This window comes from Mycobacterium sp. E2989, from assembly GCF_001667595.1.
Taxonomy (GTDB): Bacteria; Actinomycetota; Actinomycetes; order Mycobacteriales; family Mycobacteriaceae; genus Mycobacterium.
This window is the reverse complement of the sequence record NZ_LZJX01000076.1, coordinates 1-18,169: the sequence shown is the minus strand read 5'-3', so window position 1 is coordinate 18,169 and position 18,169 is coordinate 1. Positions and strand designations below refer to the sequence as shown.

The following is an 18,169-nucleotide window of genomic DNA, read 5'->3' as shown; positions in this document are numbered from 1 at the left end:
CAACACGGGATGGTGTGCCTGGACGCGGCCGGCCAGGTGGTTCGGCCCGCGCTGCTGTGGAACGACGTGCGGTCGGCCGACGCGGCGCGCGCGCTCGTCGACGAGTTGGGCGGGCCGGGGGCGTGGGCGCGGGCCGTCGGCGTCGTGCCGCTGGCCGCGATCACGGTGGCCAAGCTGCGTTGGCTCGCCGACCACGAGCCGGGCCACGCCGACCGCACGTCGTTCCACAGCAGCGCGGGCCGAACCACCTGGCCGGCCGCGTCCAGGCACACCATCCCGTGTTGCTGCGCGCCGACTGCGACCGCCTCGACGCCCTCCAGCCCGCCGGCCGCCGCGATCGCCTGCCGGGTCGCGGATTCCCATGCCGCCGGGTCGATTTCGGTGCCCTGCGGGTGGTCGGCCCGGCCCTCGCGGTGCACTTCGCCGGTCGCGGCGTCGCAGATCAGCACCTTGCAGGACTGTGTCGACGAATCGATGCCGGCGACCAGGGTCATGCGTCGGCCCCGATGAGCGCCCGCAATGTGGCGCGCGCGCCGTGCCGGTGCAGGGAATCCAGCGCCCACAGGTAGGGCTCGCGGAAGCGGGGCTGGTCGACGAGGTCACCGAACACCGCGCGGTTGGCGAGGAAGGCGGTGGGCTGGTCACGCTGGGACCGGGCGATCGGGGTGAGCGTGTCGGCGAGCGCGTCCACCACGTCGATCGGTCGGCCGCCTTCGTCGATGCCCTCGGCGTAGCGGGCCCAGCTGGCGACGATGGCCGCGGACAGCCGCACCGGCCCGCCGTCACGCAGGTTGTCGGCGACCACCGGCAGCAGCCACTTGGGGATGCGGTTGGACGAGTCGGCGCACAGCCTGGCGACGGTGTCGCGCACGTAGGCGTTGGCGAAGCGGGGGAGGAGCCCGTCCTTGAACTCGGTCAGCCCCGGGACCCGCACCAGGGTCGGCATCGCCTCGGATTCCAGATACCGGTTTAAGAATTCGGCGATCACCGGATCCTGTGCGGCCTCGTGGACCAGTCGGTACCCGGCCAGGTAGGCGAAGTAGCACAGGCCCTGGTGGCTGGCGTTGAGCAGCCGCAGCTTCATCGCCTCGTACGGCGACACGTCGTCGACCAGTTGGACGCCGGCTCGCTCCAGCGGGGGCCGGCCGTCGGCGAAGCGGTCCTGCAGCACCCACATGGCGAACGGCTCGGCGACCACGGGCCATGCGTCGCGGACACCGAATTCGGCGTCCAGCCGCGCGATGGCCTCGGCGGGGGTGACCGGCGTGATGCGGTCGACCATCGAATTCGGGAAGGCGGTGTGTTCGGCCATCCATTGCGCCAGTTCGGGATTGAGCTGCTCGGCGTGGGACGTGAATGCGCGGCGGGCCACGTCCCCGTTTTCCGCGATGTTGTCGCACGACACGATCGTGGGGGAGGGCAGCCCGCGTTCCCGCCGCCGGTTCAGCCCCTCGGCCACCAGCGGGAAAACGTCGCTCAGCGGGGGTTGGTAGCCGCCCTCGGTGATGGTGAGCGAGACGATCCGGGTGGCAGGCGCCGCGAGCCGCTCGATGACGGCCTCGGGATCCTCAGGCGCGTAAAGGAAGTCGACGATCGAGCCGATGACCCGCGGCTGCCGGGTCCCGTCGGGGTGCTCGAGGATCAGCGTGTACAGGTAGTCCTGGGCCCTGAGCGCGTCGCGCATGCGGCGGTCACCCGGCAGCACCCCGACGCCGCAGATCCCCCAGTCCTGGGCCAGCCCGTCGTTGTGCAGCCTGTCGAGGTACATGGCCTGATGGGAGCGGTGAAAGCCGCCGACGCCGAAATGCACGATGCCGACGCCGATCTGGCTGCGGTCGTAGGTCGGGACGGGGATGCCGAGAGCGCTCAGGTTGCGCGCGCTCAGCTCCATTCCCGGAACTTAGCTCACCGTCAAGCGTTGGGGCACAGATCGCGCAAGGCGAAGATCACCACGTCCGCGGCCTGCCGGCCGTTGATGCCGCCCGTGCCCTGGTCGGCGTCCGAGCGCTGGATCGCCAGGCCCTCCAGCTGTTGGGGTGAGGCGCCCCACGAAAGTTGTTGGCACAGGTCCGCGCCCATCTGCAACAGCGCCTCGTCGCCGCCGTTGACCGCGTGGATGCCGGCGCTGTGCAGGTCGTTGATGAAGGCAGCGCCGTCGGCCCGCGCCGGGCCGGCCCACGCGATCGCCGCGGCCAGAAGTGGGCCCCCTACCAGGGCCGCCCCCATGAACCGGCCATACGGCCGTTGTGCTGCCATCGAAATCTTCTCCTTCGTCCCGTGCCCGATTCGGATGATGCACTTTTACACGAAAGCACCAAGGAACACGCTGCGGAAGATAAATCCCGATGATGAATAGTCGGCAAAGACCCGTGGGTTAAGCGTTCGGGCAGAGGTCGCGCACGGCGTCGATCACGACGTCGTCGGCCTCTTGGGGGGTGAGGCCCCTGGCCCCCTGCCGGCTGTCGGAGCGTTGCAGCGCCAGGCCCTCGAGTTGGGATGGCGGCGCGCCCCACGACAGCTGCTGGCACACGGCCAAGCCCATCTGCACCAGCGCCTCGTCCCCGCCGCTGACCGCGCCGATCCCGTTCTTGTGCAGGTCATTGACGAATGTGGTCGCGTCGGCCTGCGCCGGGCTGGCCCAGAGCACCCCGGCGACCAGGAGCGGGCCTCCCACCAGCGCCGCGTTCACGAATCGGCGTGCAGTCATGGCTTGCGCTCCCTTCTTCGTAACCGTCCGATTGCCTGTGGTTCACCTTCCATGGAACCGCAGGGCGATATCGCGTCAGCCTAAAATTCGCTGTGAATACGCTGCGCGAAATTGAATTCATCTGGCCCGCAGTCGCCGCCGACCGTGACGCCCTTGTGACGTCACCATTTGGAAACGACGCGGTGCGGCGCCTCCGGCGTTTCGCGTCGACTGCCGACAATTGGCTCGTTATCTGCTGCATCAGATATGTGAGCGCGAATTAAAAGGAGAGTCGACGCTGATGGCGATCGTCGATCGGTTGAACGTGAAAGTACTTGCCAGCCTTGGGTTGTGCGGGGCCGCGCTTGCGTTGAGCCCGGATGCGGCGGCCGCGCCCCTGAAGACGGGCGGCTACGCCTGCATCGAGGGCCAGGCCGGCGAGGCCGGTGCGCCGCTGGCCGGACCGGGAGGTGCCGGTGCCGGTGCCGCGGGCGGAGCGGCGGCCGCCGGCGCGCCTACGGCGCCGATCTGCGCGGCGAGCGCGCCGCTCACCGACATGGCGGGTGTCCCCCTGGCGGTGCCCGGGCCGGTGCCGCTGGGTGCGCCGGTGCCGCTGCCGCTGGGCGCGCCGCTGCCGTTGCCCCTGGGCGCGCCGTTGCCCATCGCCCCGGTGGTGCCGGCGGGCGCTCCGCTGGTTGCCCTCGGCGGGCCACTGGCGGCCGGTGCCCCCCTCGAAGGCGCCCCGCTCATCGACATGTCGGGCGTCAAGGACGCACCGACCGGTCCCGCGCCGACGGGCGGACCCCAGCCCGGTCAGCCGGTGGCACCCGGCCCCTCGCACTGAGCCCTCCGATACGAAAGGACCCGCTGGTTTCGGCCAGCGGGTCCTTTCGTATGCGGTTCGGTGTTGCGGCTTTCGAGCGTCGGCCCGCTCAGGAAGGCGGGCGCTCCCACAGGTCTTGCTGGACGATCACCGGGTCGCCGATGTTGACCGTGTTGTAGTACCACTCGGCGTCTTCGGGGCTCAGGCTGATGCAGCCGTGGCTGACGTTCTCCAGCCCGAGGGAGCGGACCGCCCACGGGGCGGAGTGCACGAACAGGCCGCGGTTGGTGATCCGGACGGCGTAGTCGACGTTGAGCATGTAACCGTTGGGGTCGTTGACCGGGATGCCGACGCTACTCGAATCCATAAGCACTGAACGGTCTTTGGCCAAGACGGTGTAATTGCCGACGGGCGTCGGGAACTCCGGCCTACCCATCGAAGCCGGCATCACGCCCTCTTCGCCGAAGTGCGGCCGATGGTGCGGCGCCGGCAGCGGAGCAGCGTCTACTCCGTCGATGGTCACCTTGAAGGTGTGGTCGGTGATGTTGGCGACGCCGACGACCTTTGGGCCCGTTTTGAATTCCGTCTCCCGGCCGTCCACCGCCAGCGCGATGGTGCTGTGAGCGGGCCAGTAGTGGTCCGGAACCCACTGCACCACCTTGTTGTCCAGCCAGTCGAACTTGCCGGTCATCGGGGGCGACGACGTGACCGCGATCGCGCGCTCGGCGGCCTGCCGGTTCGCGACGGGCGCGTCGAACGTCACCACAACCGGGTGCGCCACACCCACCGTCGCGCCGCGAGCCGGAAGCACCGACGCGATGGCCAAGTGATGCGGCTGGGTCGCCGCCGCCATGCTGGCACCGGTTGGCCCCGCGACCACACTCGCCGCGACCCCGACCCCCGCAAGAACACACCGAACGACCGTCCGCATGGCTTCCGTTTCCTTTTAACTGACATAGTTGCAATAGGGATCGTAAACGGGCGATGACCAGCGGAAGCGCAAGGGCGCGTTCGCATTTGGTCAAGCCTCGGTCACGGTTTGGCCACGGGGGTTTAGCTCGGCAATATGCAGGTGGGCGGGGGTTCGATGGCCCCGAGAGGGGAGGATGTTGAGACCTCAGGAATACGACGTGGTCCGCTTGCGCCGGGCGGTGCCGGAGCACGACCTGCCGGCCGGTTCACGAGGGACCGTCGTCATGGACTACACGACCGGTTCGGATAACGCCGCCTACGAAGTGGAGTTTTGCGACGGCGACGGCATTACCCGAGCCTTGGTCACCCTCGCCGAAGATGACCTGGAAGTGGTGTGGCGTCCAGCGTCAGGTCCGTAGCGGTTGGCGCCGCTTCAAGGTTCTGGTCGTCACCCACCCGCGAGCACTAGATTCACCGACCATGAAGAAGATCGCGGCCTTCGCAGCTGTCGGGGCCGCCGTGCTGGCCGCCCGTCGGTATCTCGCAATGCGCGAGGCGCTCGCCGATGTGGAGCCCGATCTGCGCAACCCGGCGCTGCCGTTTGTGACGGTGACCCACTCGGCCACGACACTGCCCGCCCTCCGCCTCGTATACCGACTCAGGATGTCGCCCGGACCAGGTGTCGATGTCGGCACGCGGACCGTCGGCCAGTCGGCAATCCGGGCACTTGTCATCACTCCTGAACGACACCGGGCGAATCGGCCCGCGGTGCTGGCGCTGCACGGGGGCGGGATGGTCGTCGGGTCTCCGCAACTCGAGCTCGTGACTCATGGACGGCTAGCTCGGGATTTGGGCGCCGTCGTCGTGTCCCCGGACTATCGCCTGGCGCCCGAAAACCCTTTCCCCGCAGCCTTGGACGACTGCATGGCGACGTTGCAGTGGATGAGCCAGAACGCCGAAGAGTTGGGAATCGACGCCGATCGCATCGCCGTCGTGGGCAGGAGCGCGGGCGGCGGGTTGGCGGCAGCCGTCGCGCAGCGCAGTCACGATGAGGGATTCACGCTGCGCGCTCAGGGGCTCATGTATCCGATGCTCGACGACCGCACCGTGCTGAACGACGATAACGAGGGCCGAGGGCGGCTCGTCTGGACACCGGAGTCCAACCGGTTCGCGTGGACCGCCTACCTCGGCCGGGAGCCCCGGCGCTCCGATGCGCCGGCTTACGCGGCACCCGCGCGCCGCGATGACCTGTCCGGCCTCCCACCCGCCTGGATCGGTGTCGGCGATCTCGATCTCTACTACGGCGAGGACGTGGCATACGCGGAGAAGCTCCGCGCGTGTGGCGTGCCCTGTGAACTGATAACCGTCCCGCGGATGTACCACGCCGCAGACGGCTACGCGCCGAAGGCGCGATCGATGGAGACGTTCGTCGAGAGTTTGGTGAACCATTTGAAGGCACACCTATAACCCCCGTCGGTCACACGGAGTCAACCGCTTGACGCGTCTTCGTCGTGTCGGCGGGCGAGGCCACGGACCGCGGTTTCAGCACGAGGCTCGCCAGGACCGCGACGGCGCCGATCCCGACGCAAACCCACAACGCGGACTGGTAACTCGCCTGGGTGCCGGCTCCGACAACCGTTCCCGCCCAAGCGAACCCGAGTGACCCGCCGATGCCGTAGGAGGCGTTGGCGATCCCCGGCAGCGACCCCGGCTCGTCCGGGGGAGCTTGAAGGACGCCGAGCGCGCTCATCGGGGTGAGCGCGACCGCCAACGCCACGCCGAACACCGCCATGAGGGCGACGACCACCATCTTGTCGAGCGTGAACACCGCAAGCGCGGCGGTGACGGCCACGGAACCGACCAGGCCCGTGCGCAACACCGTCACGAAGCCGATCTGGGCGGCGAGCCGCCCGACCAAAGGGGCGGTGAGAAGTTGGGCCAGCGCGCCGGGAGTGATGAACAGCAGGGCCGTGAGCTGCCCGCTGGCGGCGAAGCCGACGCGGTCGTTCTCGGCGAGGGACGGCACGATGTAGCTGAGCACCACCATGAATGACCCGAAGACGAGAATGGTCACGACGATCAACGGCCATGCGTATCGCGACCGCATCTGGTCGATGTGGATCAACGGTGTCGCGACTCGTTTCTCGACCACCACGAGCCCGACGCAGGCGGCGACGGCCGCGGCAAGGCAGCCGAGCATGAGCGGCGCGGACCAGCCCAAGTGTTCGCCGTTGGACACATACAGATTCAGCCCGGCGACCGTCAGCGCGATCAGGACGGCGCCCGCCCAGTCCATTCGGCCCGTGTTCTTGCGGCCGCGTTCGTCTGCGGGGACGGCCAGCCGGCACAGCGCGACAGCGGCGATGCCGACCACCAACGTCAGGACGAAGATGGAGCGATAGCCGAAGCGGTCGACCAGGACACCGGCGAGCAGCGCGTCGACCCCGGCCACCCCCGCGTTGATCGCCGAGATGACACCGCAGCAGACGCCGAAGGCTTTGTCGCTCAGGTGTTCTCGCATGATGAGGAAGGCGAGGCCGTACGTGATGTTCGCGCATCCCTGCAACACCCGGCCCGCGACCACCACCGGTAGTGAGGTGCCCAGGATGCACAACAACGTGCCGATGCAGACGAGGGTGAGGATGCCGACCAGGACACGCCTGCGGCCGATGAAGTCGCTCCATCGGATCAAAACCACGTTGGCGATCGCGCCGGCGAGATAGAAGTAGGCGGACATGGACGCGTATGCGTGGGGACCGAGATGGGTGTTGATGTCCCGGATCGCGGGGCCGAGCATGGTCGCGTTGAGCATGAACGACATCACCGCCAACGCCAACGCGGCCACCATGACGGCGGTTCGCGAGGACGAAAGCTCCTTGCCGCCGTCGCCGTCAGCAGTTGTCATCGCCGGGCTTTCACCGACCATCGTCGGCCCCCCTTCGCTCGCCATGCCCTAGTCGACACATCGGTTAATTGTGTTGTCCCGCAGCCATCGTGGAGTCCGGCGCGGGCGTCTTGACGCGGGCGACGCTCAGCACGGCCAGGCCCGCCGGCAGCAGCAGTGCGGCGCCGACCGCGAGGATGACTTGGATGCCGTGACCCGTGCTGACGCCGTGGTGCTGCAACATCTCCAGCGCGCTGCTGGACACCGCAACGCCCACGCCCGCGAGAGTGACCAGGGACGTCAGCGTGACGCCCGCGGCTTCGCCAGCCCGCTCGGGCGCGACGACGGCCTGAGTCGCCACCGTGGTGAACGCGTAGACCAGGCCCATGGTGAAACCGCACGCGCTGAGCGCGGCGAGATACACCGCGAAGCTGTCAGCGGACGCCAGGACGCCGAGTGACACCGCCGCCGCGGTGCAACCGATGCCCATGACGGCGAAGGGCGCGTTGCGCGACGCCAGGCGTCCGGACACCGGACCACCGAGCGCCGCGCCGACCGATGGGCCGAGGAAAGCCAAGCCGGCCATCAGCGGGTCGAGGCCTCGCACCTGTTGGAGGTTCAGCGTGGCGAGAAAGACGGTCACCACGTACGCGATGTTGGCGACCGTACCGGCGACGACCAAGACCGTGAAGCGGGGCTTGCGCAGCAGCGACAGGTCGATCAGGGGGAAGCGCACGCGCGTCTCGACCGCGACGAACCCGACCAACAAGGCAACGGAGCCAAGGAATACGCCGATCACCGGCGGCGACAACCACCCCCAGTTCGGCGCTCGGTCGAAGGCGAGGGTGAACAGCCCTATCCCAGTCGTGATCAGCGCCAGGCCGGCCAGATCCACCCGTCGCGGCACGCTGGTGTCGGAGGTCTCCGGGATGGTTCTCGCGCCGATGGCGATCGAGATCGCCGACAGCGGCACCAGCATCCAGAACACCGAGCGCCACCCGAGCGTCTGGGTCAGCAACCCGCCCACCAGGGGGCCGGCGGCGTTGCCCAGGCCGGCGATGCCATACGCCAGTCCGATTGCGCGACCAGACCTTTCGGCGGGCAATGTATTGGTCAGGACGCTCACGGACACCGGAAAGATCAGAGCGGCGCCGAGGCCTTGCACGGCCCGGAACGCGATAACCACCGGCGCCGATGGCGCGACCGCGCAGAACACCGACGCGATTGCGAACAACCCGATCCCGGCGAGCAGCGTGCGGCGGCGTCCGAAGATATCGCCGATGCGGCCGGCGGGCGCCATGAACGCGCCCAGGGTCAGCATGTAGACGCTGATCACCCACTGCAGATCGGTCGTGGTGCTGTGCAGGTCCGACGCCATGCGGGGCAACGCGAGGTTCATTGCGAAGTAATCGATCTGCACGCAGAACAGTGCCATCGAGATCGCCGCGATGATCCAGCGCGGGTGCCGCCCGTGCGCGCGGAGATTCACGGGCTTGACGATACGGGCGGTGACTCCTGTCTATCCCACAATTCGGCGGACTGCCGGGTCGCCGCGAGGCCGTGTCGCTCGGCGCGGTCCAGCACACAAAGCATCGGCGACGCCTCGACAAACTCCGTAATATCGCGTTATGAGGCTCGTCGCGAGCGTGCCGTCCGTTGTCATCGTCGCCGGCGCGATGGCGCTTGGGCCGGCGGCCGCGCCCCTCCCCATCTCGTCGGTGCCCCTGGCGTCGGCGGCGTGCCCCGACGCGGAGGTGGTCTTCGCCCGCGGCCGGGAGGAACCACCCGGCGTCGGCGCGGTCGGCGACGCGCTCGTCAATTCGCTGCGCGCCAAGACGAATAAGTCGATCGGGGTGTACGGGGTGAACTATCCCGCCAACATCACCACCGGCGGCGGCGCCAACGACATCAGCGCCCACGTGCAATCCATGGCCAGGGATTGCCCCAACACCCGGATCGTGCTCGGCGGCTATTCGCTGGGCGCCGAGGTGGTGGACCGCGCGCTATGGGGCGGGCTGCCACCGGGGACCGACCAGCACGTCGCGGCGGTCGCGTTGTTCGGCAACGGCACCCACGGTGTCGGACCGGCGTTCGCGGGCAAGACAATCGACCAGTGCGCGGCCGGTGACCCCATCTGTGGCAGGGGAACGAACTGGCCGGCGCACCTGCAGCCCTCCTACATCGGCTCCGGTCTGGTGGATCAGGCCGCGGGCTTCGTGGCGGGCAGGCTGTAGACCCCGGCTAGGGTCACCTGTGTGCGCAGGACCATCGACTGGGACGGCGACGCGGTCACGATCATCGACCAGACGGCGCTGCCGGCCGACTATCGCGTCCTGACGCTGCGCACCGTCGACGAGCTGATCGACGCGATCCGCCGGCTGGCCGTGCGCGGGGCGCCGGCGCTGGGCGCCGCGGGCGCCCTCGGCGTGGTGCTCGCGGCCCGCGAGGGCGGCGACGTGCGCGCCTCGGCCGAACGGATCGCGAAGGCGCGGCCGACCGCCGTCAACCTCAGCTGGGGGGTGGCGCGCGCGCTCGAGAAGCTCGACGCCGGCGCCGAATCCGTGCTCGCCGAAGCGCTGGAGATTCTCGACGAGGACGAACGCCTCAACCGCGTCGCCTCGGCACATGCCGCCGAAGTCGTTCTCGCCGTGTGTGATCGCCGTCCGCTGCGCCTGCTCAGCCACTGCAACGCCGGCCACCTCGCAACCGTCGCGTGGGGCAGCGCGCTCGGCGTCGTCTGGCACCTGCACGAACGCGGACTGGTCGAGTCGGTGCTCGTCGACGAGACGCGGCCGCTGTTGCAGGGTGCCCGGCTCACGGCGTGGGAGCTGGCGCGGGCCCGCGTGCCATACCGGGTGCAGACCGACGGTGCCGCGGCGGCGGCGATGGGGCGGGGCCTCGTCGACTGCGTGCTCGTCGGCGCGGACCGGATCGCGGCCAACGGGGACGTCGCCAACAAGATCGGCACCTACGGCCTGGCCATCGCGGCGCGCCATCACGACGTGCCGTTCGTCGTCGTCGCGCCGTCGTCCACGGTCGACAGTTCGCTCGCCACCGGCGCCGACATCGTCATCGAGGAACGCGCGCCCGACGAGGTCCGGACGTTCGGCGGCGCCGTCGTCACGCCGCCGGACGCCGACGTTTACAACCCCGCGTTCGACGTGACCCCGGCCGAACTGATCACCGCCGTCGTCACCGAGCACGGGCGTTACGCGCCGTAACCCCTCACGTTGTCGACAGCGGTTGGCGTTCGACGCTGCGCCCGAGGACGACCTTCGCCGTGATGACGCCCAACTTGACCATGCCCAAGTACGTCGAGGGGTTGAACAGCGTTGGCCATACCGTGCGGGTTCTGTGCTCGTTGATCGGCCTGTCCGTGAATCGGTCGCGCAGCCACCTCAGCGTCATGGGCGCCGACAGTGGATGCAACAGCAGATGCCCACAGAACCGGTCGCGGTGGTAGGTGACCGACACGCCGTGGCGTTCATACTGAGCCACCAGTGCGTCGACATCGTCGACGCTGATGATTCCGTCATGCACCGCCTGTACGACCAGCACGGGCGGCTTGGGCCCGGACTTGCCGAGCCTGGTCTCGTCGAAGATGTGGCGCACTTCGGGCAAGTCCCACAGCTCGTCGGCCGTCATGTCGACGTAGGACCCGATGTCGACGTTGCGAAACTGCCATACCGCCTGGGCAGTCGTCATCGTCTGCAACTCGTCGAGCAACGCCTTGCCCTCGTCGGTCGCGTGCTCATCGACGACCCTTTGCGCGCCGGGAAAGACTTGCGTCAATGCGGAAATCATCAGTGCGGCGAGACCGGCGAAGAAGCTGCCATTGAGGCGGCGCGCCACACTGCCCGGGTCGCCGACGGGCGAACCGAGAACGGCGCCAACGATATTGAGCTCCGGTGCATATCGCTCACACAATTCGGCCGCCCACGCCGACGCCAGTCCTCCCCCTGAATATCCCCACAGACCCACCGGTGCGGACGGCGACAATTCCAAGCGCCCGGACCGCATCGCGGCCCGCAACCCGTCCAGAATCCGATAGCCGGGCTCGACCGGAGCGCCCCACATGCCATGGCAGCCTTCGTGGTCGGGTACGCAAACCGCCCAGCCTTCGGCCAGCGCGGCCGTCACCAACAAATACTCGGCTTGGACGAACGCACCGATCGGTCCCGCGCCGCGCCGCATGGCGAACGAGGGAAAACAGCGCGACGCCACAGCGTCGATCGCGCATTGATAGGAGAGCACCGGATAAGCGACGTCTGACTCGCGCTGCGCCGGGACCAGCACTGTCGTCACGGCGACTTCCGGTTCTTCGTGCAGATTCGTGGTGCGGTACAGCAACTGAGTGGCTTTCACTCGTTGACTGATGAGACCCAGGAATCCGATCTCCACGTCGCGCGAACGCAATATCGTGCCCGGTTCTGCGTCCTCGTACCCCAGTGGCGCCCGGTAGAACGGGTCATCGTCGGGTGGGATCGGCCGTTCGCCGCGGCGCAGCGCGTCGTGCGGCGCGCTGCTGACGCGCACTGGTGTGGCGGAAGAGCTGTCCATTGGCGTGGCGACTCCCTCGGCGTATCGCTGATGGCACGCATTCACGCGGCCCCGAGTTAGCCATTACCCGCGGTACCGGTTTGTCAACCACCGGCCATCCGAAATTCCCGCCGAATTACGGCGTGGGCTCGGTGCGCATCCAGTTTCCGAGAAACGCGCTGGCGCGGAACGACTCGCACCAGTCGGGCGGTTGCGGCCCCACCCACCGACGATCAGGCCTCCTCTGTACGGGAATGAGGGATCTTTGACGGTTGGCGAAGGTAGAGGCGTACCAGCGCCATGATTCCCGTGAGAAGAATGGTGAATAACGCTGCCGATGCGCCTGACTCGTACACGTCGGCAATCTGGATGGTTTTGCCGCCGCGGACCGCAACGCCGTCCGGCGGGTGGGTCAGGGCGGCGAAGACCTGAGTGGCGGTGGAAAGCCAGAACAGGCACGGCAGCAGCCAATAGGGGCGGGTTCGGGTGGCGGGGCTCCCGGGGAATCGCGCCTCGACGAGCGCTACGAGCTGAAAGATCAGCCAGCCCGTCAGCAGCCAGCCGAGATAGTTGGTCAGCGGGACTCCCAGCGCGCCGGTCGGGTGGTGATAGGAGTACCAGTCGTGCGCCGTCGCACCGATGGGGTCGTTTACCAGGTCATAACCCCCAAGAATGAACGTCGCCACGATGGGCGTCGTAAAGCGTTCGGCGCCACCCACGGCCACATCGGGAGCGGGTCGCATGATCACCCGGGCCAGTGCCCAGGCCAGCCAGCCGAAAATGATCCAGCTGACGATGGCCACTGGGGGAACGCCCAGGGGCTTCGGACCGGGCAGGTGATGGGTGTAGGAGCCGAACGGGAAACCGGTCGCGACACCGATTGCCTCCATTGCGAACGCAACAACGCCGGCGATGGCGATGAATGCGGCCATGCCTCGTGCGAAGTAGCCCAGCCACGCATGGACGACGACAAACAGAACGAGAAAGCCCAATTGGGCGGCCCCGGCTTGCGCAGCCAGCGACGGACGCACCGCCATAACCAGCGCGGCGACCAGCGTGAGGAACAACAAGACCCAACACGATGCCCTGAGAATCTGCAACCGTGCCCCCGTTCGGCGAGACGATCGCGTCTGCGTAACGGCTGGCGCTCGCTGGGTGGTCTCTTCACTGGTCACCTTGCGCACCCTCTTAGCCGTGCTGTTCGGCGCCCGACGCACGCCGATTCTTGTTTGCTCACGCTATCGCCCGGAGTTGCGGATCTCAGCTATTCGGCGGCATGAGGCAGTGCCGATGCTCGCGGTATTTCAGTGACGAACTAAGGGAACCCGTCGGGGGACAACCGGCCTCGCCAGGGCGGGAACCCGGCTATATGCCATGGTCAAACGTGGAGCCGATGACGGGAATCGAACCCGCGTATTCAGCTTGGGAAGCTGATGTTCTGCCATTGAACTACATCGGCGCTGTCGACAACGAAGGCTAGCATCCGGCGGCGGATCCGTTGGGCGAGTAGGGCGGCCGCCAACGACCCGGCCGCGGCCGTCGGCCCCGCCGCACAAATGCCCGCCGCCGCGGAAATGGCCGCTGTCCTGCAAATTCGAAGACGCGTGTTTATTATTCCGTGATCGTGTCGTAATGTGCCTGGGGTGGGTCGGCACAGATTAGCCAAGAAGCGGCGGAAGTCCCCGCTTGTCCTGGCAGCAGCGCTGGGCCCCGCCGCGGTATTCTTCGCGGCGGCCGGAGACGTCGGCCCTTTCGTCCCCCAACACATCGCGGCGCCCGTTATTGGAGACAATTCAGCGTGCTGCTTAGAAATCGTCTCGGCGAAGCCGATGGCGATCACGCTCGCGTCGGATGTGTCCCGTGGCGACGGGATGTCTCCGCCGCCCGCGGCATCCAGGTATCACACCCGATCGCGCTTCCTGCCCGCCGGGCTTACCCCCGAACAGGGCCTGCAGGTGAGGACGATCCTGGTCTCGCGCGCCATCACCGCAAAGTTCCCCCAGATCCACGAAATGGGCGGCGTGCGACCGGATCCGCTGCCCTGGCACCCGCTGGGATTGGCGATCGACGTAATGATCCCCAACCCGCAGAGCGCCGACGGCATCGCCCTGGGCGACGAGATCGTCGCGTACGTGATGCAGAACGCGCGGCGCTTCGGGATCCAGGACGCGATCTGGCGCGGCGTCTACTACACGCCGGGCGGGGCGCAGCCGAGCCGGCTCGGCCACTACGACCACGTCCACGTCACGACCACCGGCGGGGGCTACCCCAAGGGTGGGGAGATGTATCTGGCTGACTGACGGCCAGCGGCTAGGCTCGTCGCGTGCTGCTCTCCGATCGTGACCTCAGGGCCGAAATCACCGGCGGCCGATTGGGCATCGACCCCTACGACGCCACCCTGGTGCAGCCATCGAGCATCGACGTCCGCCTGGACTGCATGTTCCGCGTCTTCAACAACACCCGCTACACCCACATCGACCCGGCCAAGCAGCAGGACGAGCTGACCACGCTCGTCGAACCCGTCGAGGGTGAGCCGTTCGTGCTGCACCCCGGCGAATTCGTGCTCGGCTCCACGCTGGAACTGTTCACCCTGCCCGAGGACCTCGCCGGCCGACTGGAAGGCAAGTCGTCCCTGGGCCGGTTGGGCCTGCTGACCCACTCGACTGCCGGCTTCATCGACCCGGGCTTCAGCGGCCACATCACGCTGGAGCTGTCCAACGTCGCGAACCTGCCGATCACGCTGTGGCCGGGGATGAAGATCGGTCAGCTGTGCATCCTGCGGTTGACCAGCCCGGCCGAACACCCTTACGGCAGTTCGCAAGTTGGTTCCAAGTACCAGGGCCAGCGCGGACCCACGCCGTCGCGGTCCTATCAGAACTTCATAAGGTCTACATAGCTTCCGCGGGGAGCCCTCACCCCCGTTCTGCGCGATACTTAGTTAGCCACGGTTTTTTTCCTCCGCCAGGCCGTGGTTCAACGCGCAATACCTTTGGAGGGGTTTGTCTTGGATATCGTGCTCGGGGTGTCGATGGCACCGGCATCGATCCAAATGGTCGTCCTCGAAGGCGAATACGCCGACGGCGCCACCGTAGAAGAGGACGTGTTCGACGTCGCCGCCGCCGACGAGGCGGCCACCGCGAGCGCGTCGGATCAGGTGCTCGCCGCCATCCTGGGCACCCAGGAGGGCGCGGCCGACGCCGGGCTGGAGGTGTCTTCGATCGGCGTGACGTGGACCGACCAGCTCGAGGCGGCGGCGTTGCACGACGCGCTGGCCGCCCATCGCATCGAGAACGTCATGTTGGTGTCGGCGTTTCTCGCCGCCACGGCCCTCGCCCAAAACGTCGGCGCCGCAATGGGTTACGAGCGCACCGCGGTGATGTTCGTGGAGCCCGACACCGCGACGCTGGCGGTGGTCGAGACCTCGGACGGGTCCATCCCCGACGTCTACAAGCAGCCCCTGTACGCCGACTCCTACGACCAGGCCGCCACGCAGCTCGGCGGCATGATCGGCGGCCTGGAGAAGCTGGCGGCCGCGCCGGACGGCGTGCTGGTGGTGGGGTCGGGCGTCGACATCGCCCCGCTGAAGCCGGCGCTGCAGACGGCGACCTCGCTCGCGGTGAGCGTCCCCGAGGAGCCGGAGACCGCGCTGGCCCGCGGCGCCGCGCTGGCGGCGGCCAACGCGCCGCTGTTCGCCTCCTCGACCGCCGCGCTGGCCTACGCGCAGGACCCCGGCACCGGCGTCGTCGACCAGCACTCGCTGCCCGAATACCTTTACGCGCCCTTCGGAATCGACGACGAGCTCGCCTACAGCGCGGTGCCCGACGAGGACGCCGATTCGCCGACCGTGGTCATCGAGAAGCTCTTCGTGCAAGAAGAGAGCCAGCCGCGGCGCCGGCCGGCCCTGCTGATCGGTAGCGGGTTGGCGGTCGCCGGGATCAGCGCGGTGTTGGCGCTGGAGATCGCGCTCGCCATCGGCATCCGCTCGACGGGCACCGTCGCGTTGCAGCCCACGCCGGGACAGCACCTCATCGTTCCGGCGCAGGAGGCGCCGGCGCCCGTCGACGCGTCGGCCCCGGCGGCCAAGATCCACATGCCGGAGCCGGTGGCGGCGCCCAAGCCGATGACCCCGCAGTTCGCCGCGCCCATGCCGGCGGCCCCGCCGCCGCCCGCGGCGCCTCCGATTCCCGCGCCGGTGCCGGCGGCGCCGGTGGTGCCGGTTCCGGTGGTCGTTCCGCCGATCGCGCCGGTGATCCTGCCCCCGGTCCGCGTGCCCGTTCCCAACCCCGTGCTGACTCCGCCGGTGATCCAGGCGCCGCCGCACGTGTCGCCCCCGCCGGTGGTGGTGGTGCCCCAACCGCCCGTGCATGTCCCGGAGCCGCCGCAGTCCGGCGGCACGGGCCCGCAGTCGCCGCCGCACCAACCTCCGCCCGATTCGGGCACGGGCGGCTCGGGCGGTGGGCATGTGCCGGCGCCCGGTTCGGGTACGGGCGGGTCGAGTGGTGGGCATGTGCCGGCGCCCGGCTCCGGCGACGGCGGCGGCCTCGGCGGCGGGCACGTCCCGCCTCATAGCTCTGGCCCCGGTGGGCTGGGCGGCGGCCACGTCCCGGCGCCCGGTTCGGGCACCGGCGGGTCGAGCGGTGGGCACATCCCGCCTCCCACTTCCGGCGACGGCGGCCTCGGCGGTGGGCACGTCCCTCCGCCTGGCTCCGGCCCCGGTGGGCTGGGCGGCGGGCACGTCCCGTCACCCGGTTCCGGCGGCGGTGCGCCCGGTGGCCCCGGCGGCCTGTTCGGCGGCGGACCGGGCGGCGGCATCGGCGCTCCGGGCGGCGGCGGCTTCGGCATCCCCGGCGGCGGCCACAGCGGCGGCGGTTTCGGCGGGGGCGGTGGTGGCGGCGGCAGCTTCGGTGGCGGCGGCGGTGGCGGCGGTCACAGTGGCGGAGGCGGTGGCAGCCACAAATAGCCGGTGAGGGCTACCCCAGCCGGTCGGCGCGCGGCGCACAAGGTCGCGAACACGCGTAAAATCGGATTACTAGGGGAAAAACACGGTGGGGACCCAGTGACCTCTGGCGATTTCGCGGGGTGCGGCGGCCACGTCCTCATCATCAGGACTAGCAAGCGAACCATGGAGGAGCTTTGGACACGGTACTTGGCGTGTCGATGGCGCCGACGGCCGTCCGAATGGTGCTGGTCGAAGGCCAGAATGGCGAAGGCGCCACCGTCGACGAAGACAACTTCGACGTCCCGCCCGAGGACGACGCCGCAACGCTCAGCGCGGCGAATCAGGTAGTTTCGGCGATCCTGGGCACGCGGGAGGGCGCAGCCGAGGGCGGCTACCAACTCGCCTCGACCGGGGTCACCTTCACCGACCCGATCGAGGCCGCCGCCCTGCGGGATGCGCTGGCGGCGCACAAGGTCGAGAACGTGATGTTGGTCTCGGCCTTCCTGGCCGCGGCCGCCCTGGCGCAGGCCGTCGGCAGCCAGACCAACTACGCGCAGACGGCGCTGCTCTACATCGAGCCCGACACCGCGACGCTGGCCGTCGTCAACAGCGCCGACGGGTCGATCGTCGACGTTCAGCGGCAGCCTCTCCCGGCGGACGACGAGGCCGCGGTGGCCCAGCTGGCCACGATGGTTTCGCACGCCGAGACGCTGGAGACGCGGCCGGACGGTGTGTTCGTCGTCGGCTCGGGCATCGACATCCCGCTGATCAAGCCCGCGCTGGAGGCGGCGACATCGCTGCCGTTGTCGGCGCCCGAAGAGCCCGAGACCGCGCTGGCGCGGGGTGCTGCGCTCGCCTCCGCGAACGCGCCGCTCTTCTCGTCGTCCACCGCGGCGCTGGCCTACGCCCAGGACCCGGGCACCGGCGCCATCGCCCCATTCGGGATCACGCCCGGCTACTTCGACACCCCGGGGACGTTGAGCAGGGACGCGCTCGCCTACAGCGCGGTGCCCGACGACGCCGACGACCTGTACACCGGCGCGCACACCGGCGCGACCGCGCTCGTCGACACCGGCGACCCCCAGCGCAGCTCGTTCCGGCTGGTGGGAAGCATCGTGGCCGGCGTCTTCGTCGTCGGCCTGGTGGCGCTGGTCGTCTCGCTGGCCATCGCCATCCGGCCGACGGCCAACGTGCAGCCCAACCCGAACCAGAACGTCGTCGTCGCGCCCAGCCGGCCCGCCCCGGCGGCTCCGGCGCCGGCCGAGGCCCCGGCACCGGCGGCGCCCGCACCGGCACCGGAGGCTCAGGTCCCCGCTCATCCCGGCTGCGCCGGCGCGGCCGAAGGCTCGAGCAGGACCGGGTGCAGCTCGGGCGCGTAGAGTTCCT

17 protein-coding genes, 1 tRNA gene and 2 pseudogenes are annotated in these 18,169 nt (G+C 69.0%); 10 read left to right on the top strand and 10 right to left on the bottom strand.

Going from position 1 to position 18,169, the window contains the following annotated elements:
- Positions 1–9: 9 nt before the first annotated feature.
- Positions 10–156 (top strand): annotated as a pseudogene (locus A5680_RS25295) (xylulose kinase); the annotation flags it as partial.
- Positions 157–206: 50 nt separating this feature from the next.
- Here A5680_RS25295 and A5680_RS25290 read toward each other — a convergent pair.
- The 4 genes and pseudogenes from A5680_RS25290 to A5680_RS13965 all read right to left on the bottom strand — a co-directional run.
- A pseudogene (locus A5680_RS25290) lies at positions 207–494 on the bottom strand (FGGY family carbohydrate kinase); the annotation flags it as partial.
- Positions 491–1,891, bottom strand: a complete 1,401-nt coding sequence (locus A5680_RS13975) for a mannitol dehydrogenase family protein (RefSeq protein ID WP_067820239.1) — start codon at positions 1,889–1,891, stop codon at positions 491–493. The gene A5680_RS13975 and the pseudogene A5680_RS25290, both read right to left, overlap by 4 nt.
- Positions 1,892–1,911: 20 nt before the next feature.
- Entirely contained in the window at positions 1,912–2,226 is a 315-nt protein-coding gene (locus A5680_RS13970; protein WP_197281124.1) for a DUF732 domain-containing protein, read from the bottom strand.
- 148 nt (positions 2,227–2,374) lie between these two features.
- On the bottom strand, positions 2,375–2,707 hold the full coding sequence (locus tag A5680_RS13965; RefSeq protein WP_055400551.1) for a DUF732 domain-containing protein: 333 nt from the start codon (positions 2,705–2,707) through the stop codon (positions 2,375–2,377).
- 280 nt (positions 2,708–2,987) lie between these two features.
- Here A5680_RS13965 and A5680_RS13960 point away from each other — a divergent pair, with 280 nt between their 5' ends.
- Entirely contained in the window at positions 2,988–3,530 is a 543-nt protein-coding gene (locus A5680_RS13960; RefSeq protein ID WP_067820236.1) for a hypothetical protein, read from the top strand.
- Positions 3,531–3,618: 88 nt separating this feature from the next.
- On the opposite strand, the gene A5680_RS13955 is transcribed toward A5680_RS13960, so the two are convergent.
- Positions 3,619–4,440: an Ig-like domain-containing protein gene (locus A5680_RS13955; RefSeq protein WP_067820233.1), complete on the bottom strand. Its 822-nt coding sequence runs from the start codon at positions 4,438–4,440 to the stop codon at positions 3,619–3,621.
- 175 nt (positions 4,441–4,615) lie between these two features.
- Between A5680_RS13955 and A5680_RS13950 the strand changes: the two genes are divergently transcribed.
- Both A5680_RS13950 and A5680_RS13945 read left to right on the top strand, forming a co-directional pair.
- A complete protein-coding gene (locus A5680_RS13950) occupies positions 4,616–4,840 on the top strand; it encodes a DUF4926 domain-containing protein (protein ID WP_067820231.1) in 225 nt (74 codons plus the stop codon).
- A 61-nt stretch (positions 4,841–4,901) separates the two neighbouring features.
- Positions 4,902–5,888: an alpha/beta hydrolase gene (locus A5680_RS13945; RefSeq protein ID WP_067820229.1), complete on the top strand. Its 987-nt coding sequence runs from the start codon at positions 4,902–4,904 to the stop codon at positions 5,886–5,888.
- 10 nt (positions 5,889–5,898) lie between these two features.
- Here the strand turns inward: A5680_RS13945 and A5680_RS13940 are convergent, their stop codons facing one another.
- Both A5680_RS13940 and A5680_RS13935 read right to left on the bottom strand, forming a co-directional pair.
- Positions 5,899–7,326 carry an MFS transporter gene (locus A5680_RS13940; protein WP_067820244.1) on the bottom strand — a complete coding sequence of 476 codons (1,428 nt, stop codon included), beginning with the start codon at positions 7,324–7,326 and terminating at the stop codon, positions 5,899–5,901.
- Between the two features lie 64 nt (positions 7,327–7,390).
- The gene (locus tag A5680_RS13935) at positions 7,391–8,794 is read right to left on the bottom strand and encodes an MFS transporter (protein WP_231977627.1); all 1,404 of its coding nucleotides are present in this window, start codon (positions 8,792–8,794) and stop codon (positions 7,391–7,393) included.
- Between the two features lie 139 nt (positions 8,795–8,933).
- Here A5680_RS13935 and A5680_RS13930 point away from each other — a divergent pair, with 139 nt between their 5' ends.
- Together A5680_RS13930 and mtnA are read left to right on the top strand one after the other, a co-directional pair.
- The gene (locus A5680_RS13930; protein WP_055400541.1) at positions 8,934–9,539 is read left to right on the top strand and encodes a cutinase family protein; all 606 of its coding nucleotides are present in this window, start codon (positions 8,934–8,936) and stop codon (positions 9,537–9,539) included.
- A gap of 21 nt (positions 9,540–9,560) precedes the next feature.
- Complete coding sequence (mtnA, locus tag A5680_RS13925) at positions 9,561–10,526, top strand: S-methyl-5-thioribose-1-phosphate isomerase (protein ID WP_067749059.1); 966 nt, start codon at positions 9,561–9,563, stop codon at positions 10,524–10,526.
- A gap of 4 nt (positions 10,527–10,530) precedes the next feature.
- Here mtnA and A5680_RS13920 read toward each other — a convergent pair whose 3' ends face one another.
- The 3 genes from A5680_RS13920 to A5680_RS13910 all read right to left on the bottom strand — a co-directional run bounded on the left by A5680_RS13920 (position 10,531) and on the right by A5680_RS13910 (position 13,303).
- Complete coding sequence (locus A5680_RS13920; RefSeq protein ID WP_067820225.1) at positions 10,531–11,865, bottom strand: lipase family protein; 1,335 nt, start codon at positions 11,863–11,865, stop codon at positions 10,531–10,533.
- Between the two features lie 212 nt (positions 11,866–12,077).
- On the bottom strand, positions 12,078–12,914 hold the full coding sequence (locus tag A5680_RS13915; RefSeq protein ID WP_067820222.1) for a carotenoid biosynthesis protein: 837 nt from the start codon (positions 12,912–12,914) through the stop codon (positions 12,078–12,080).
- Between the two features lie 315 nt (positions 12,915–13,229).
- Positions 13,230–13,303: transfer RNA gene (locus tag A5680_RS13910), tRNA-Gly, on the bottom strand.
- Positions 13,304–13,487: 184 nt separating this feature from the next.
- Here A5680_RS13910 and A5680_RS13905 point away from each other — a divergent pair.
- From A5680_RS13905 to A5680_RS13890, 4 genes are all read left to right on the top strand, one after another.
- The gene (locus A5680_RS13905) at positions 13,488–14,144 is read left to right on the top strand and encodes a hypothetical protein (RefSeq protein WP_067820219.1); all 657 of its coding nucleotides are present in this window, start codon (positions 13,488–13,490) and stop codon (positions 14,142–14,144) included.
- Positions 14,145–14,167: 23 nt separating this feature from the next.
- Complete coding sequence (gene dcd / locus A5680_RS13900) at positions 14,168–14,740, top strand: dCTP deaminase (RefSeq protein ID WP_067820216.1); 573 nt, start codon at positions 14,168–14,170, stop codon at positions 14,738–14,740.
- Positions 14,741–14,872: 132 nt separating this feature from the next.
- Positions 14,873–16,804, top strand: coding sequence for a hypothetical protein (locus tag A5680_RS13895; RefSeq protein WP_231977628.1), 1,932 nt, complete (start codon positions 14,873–14,875; stop codon positions 16,802–16,804).
- Between the two features lie 173 nt (positions 16,805–16,977).
- A complete protein-coding gene (locus A5680_RS13890; RefSeq protein ID WP_156675110.1) occupies positions 16,978–18,162 on the top strand; it encodes a hypothetical protein in 1,185 nt (394 codons plus the stop codon).
- Positions 18,163–18,169 lie beyond the last annotated feature (7 nt).

Excerpts from the sequence above, each read along its gene's own strand:
- A5680_RS13945 (WP_067820229.1), top strand. The coding sequence starts at position 4,902 with ATGAAGAAGATCGCGGCCTTCGCAGCTGTCGGGGCCGCCGTGCTGGCC.
- A5680_RS13965 (WP_055400551.1), bottom strand. The coding sequence starts at position 2,707 with ATGACTGCACGCCGATTCGTGAACGCGGCGCTGGTGGGAGGCCCGCTC.
- A5680_RS13930 (WP_055400541.1), top strand. The coding sequence starts at position 8,934 with ATGAGGCTCGTCGCGAGCGTGCCGTCCGTTGTCATCGTCGCCGGCGCG.
- A5680_RS13920 (WP_067820225.1), bottom strand. The coding sequence starts at position 11,865 with ATGGACAGCTCTTCCGCCACACCAGTGCGCGTCAGCAGCGCGCCGCAC.
- A5680_RS13960 (WP_067820236.1), top strand. The coding sequence starts at position 2,988 with ATGGCGATCGTCGATCGGTTGAACGTGAAAGTACTTGCCAGCCTTGGG.
- A5680_RS13940 (WP_067820244.1), bottom strand. The coding sequence starts at position 7,326 with ATGACAACTGCTGACGGCGACGGCGGCAAGGAGCTTTCGTCCTCGCGA.
- A5680_RS13895 (WP_231977628.1), top strand. The coding sequence starts at position 14,873 with ATGGCACCGGCATCGATCCAAATGGTCGTCCTCGAAGGCGAATACGCC.
- A5680_RS13975 (WP_067820239.1), bottom strand. The coding sequence starts at position 1,891 with ATGGAGCTGAGCGCGCGCAACCTGAGCGCTCTCGGCATCCCCGTCCCG.
- A5680_RS13955 (WP_067820233.1), bottom strand. The coding sequence starts at position 4,440 with ATGCGGACGGTCGTTCGGTGTGTTCTTGCGGGGGTCGGGGTCGCGGCG.
- A5680_RS13950 (WP_067820231.1), top strand. The coding sequence starts at position 4,616 with ATGTTGAGACCTCAGGAATACGACGTGGTCCGCTTGCGCCGGGCGGTG.
- A5680_RS13970 (WP_197281124.1), bottom strand. The coding sequence starts at position 2,226 with ATGGGGGCGGCCCTGGTAGGGGGCCCACTTCTGGCCGCGGCGATCGCG.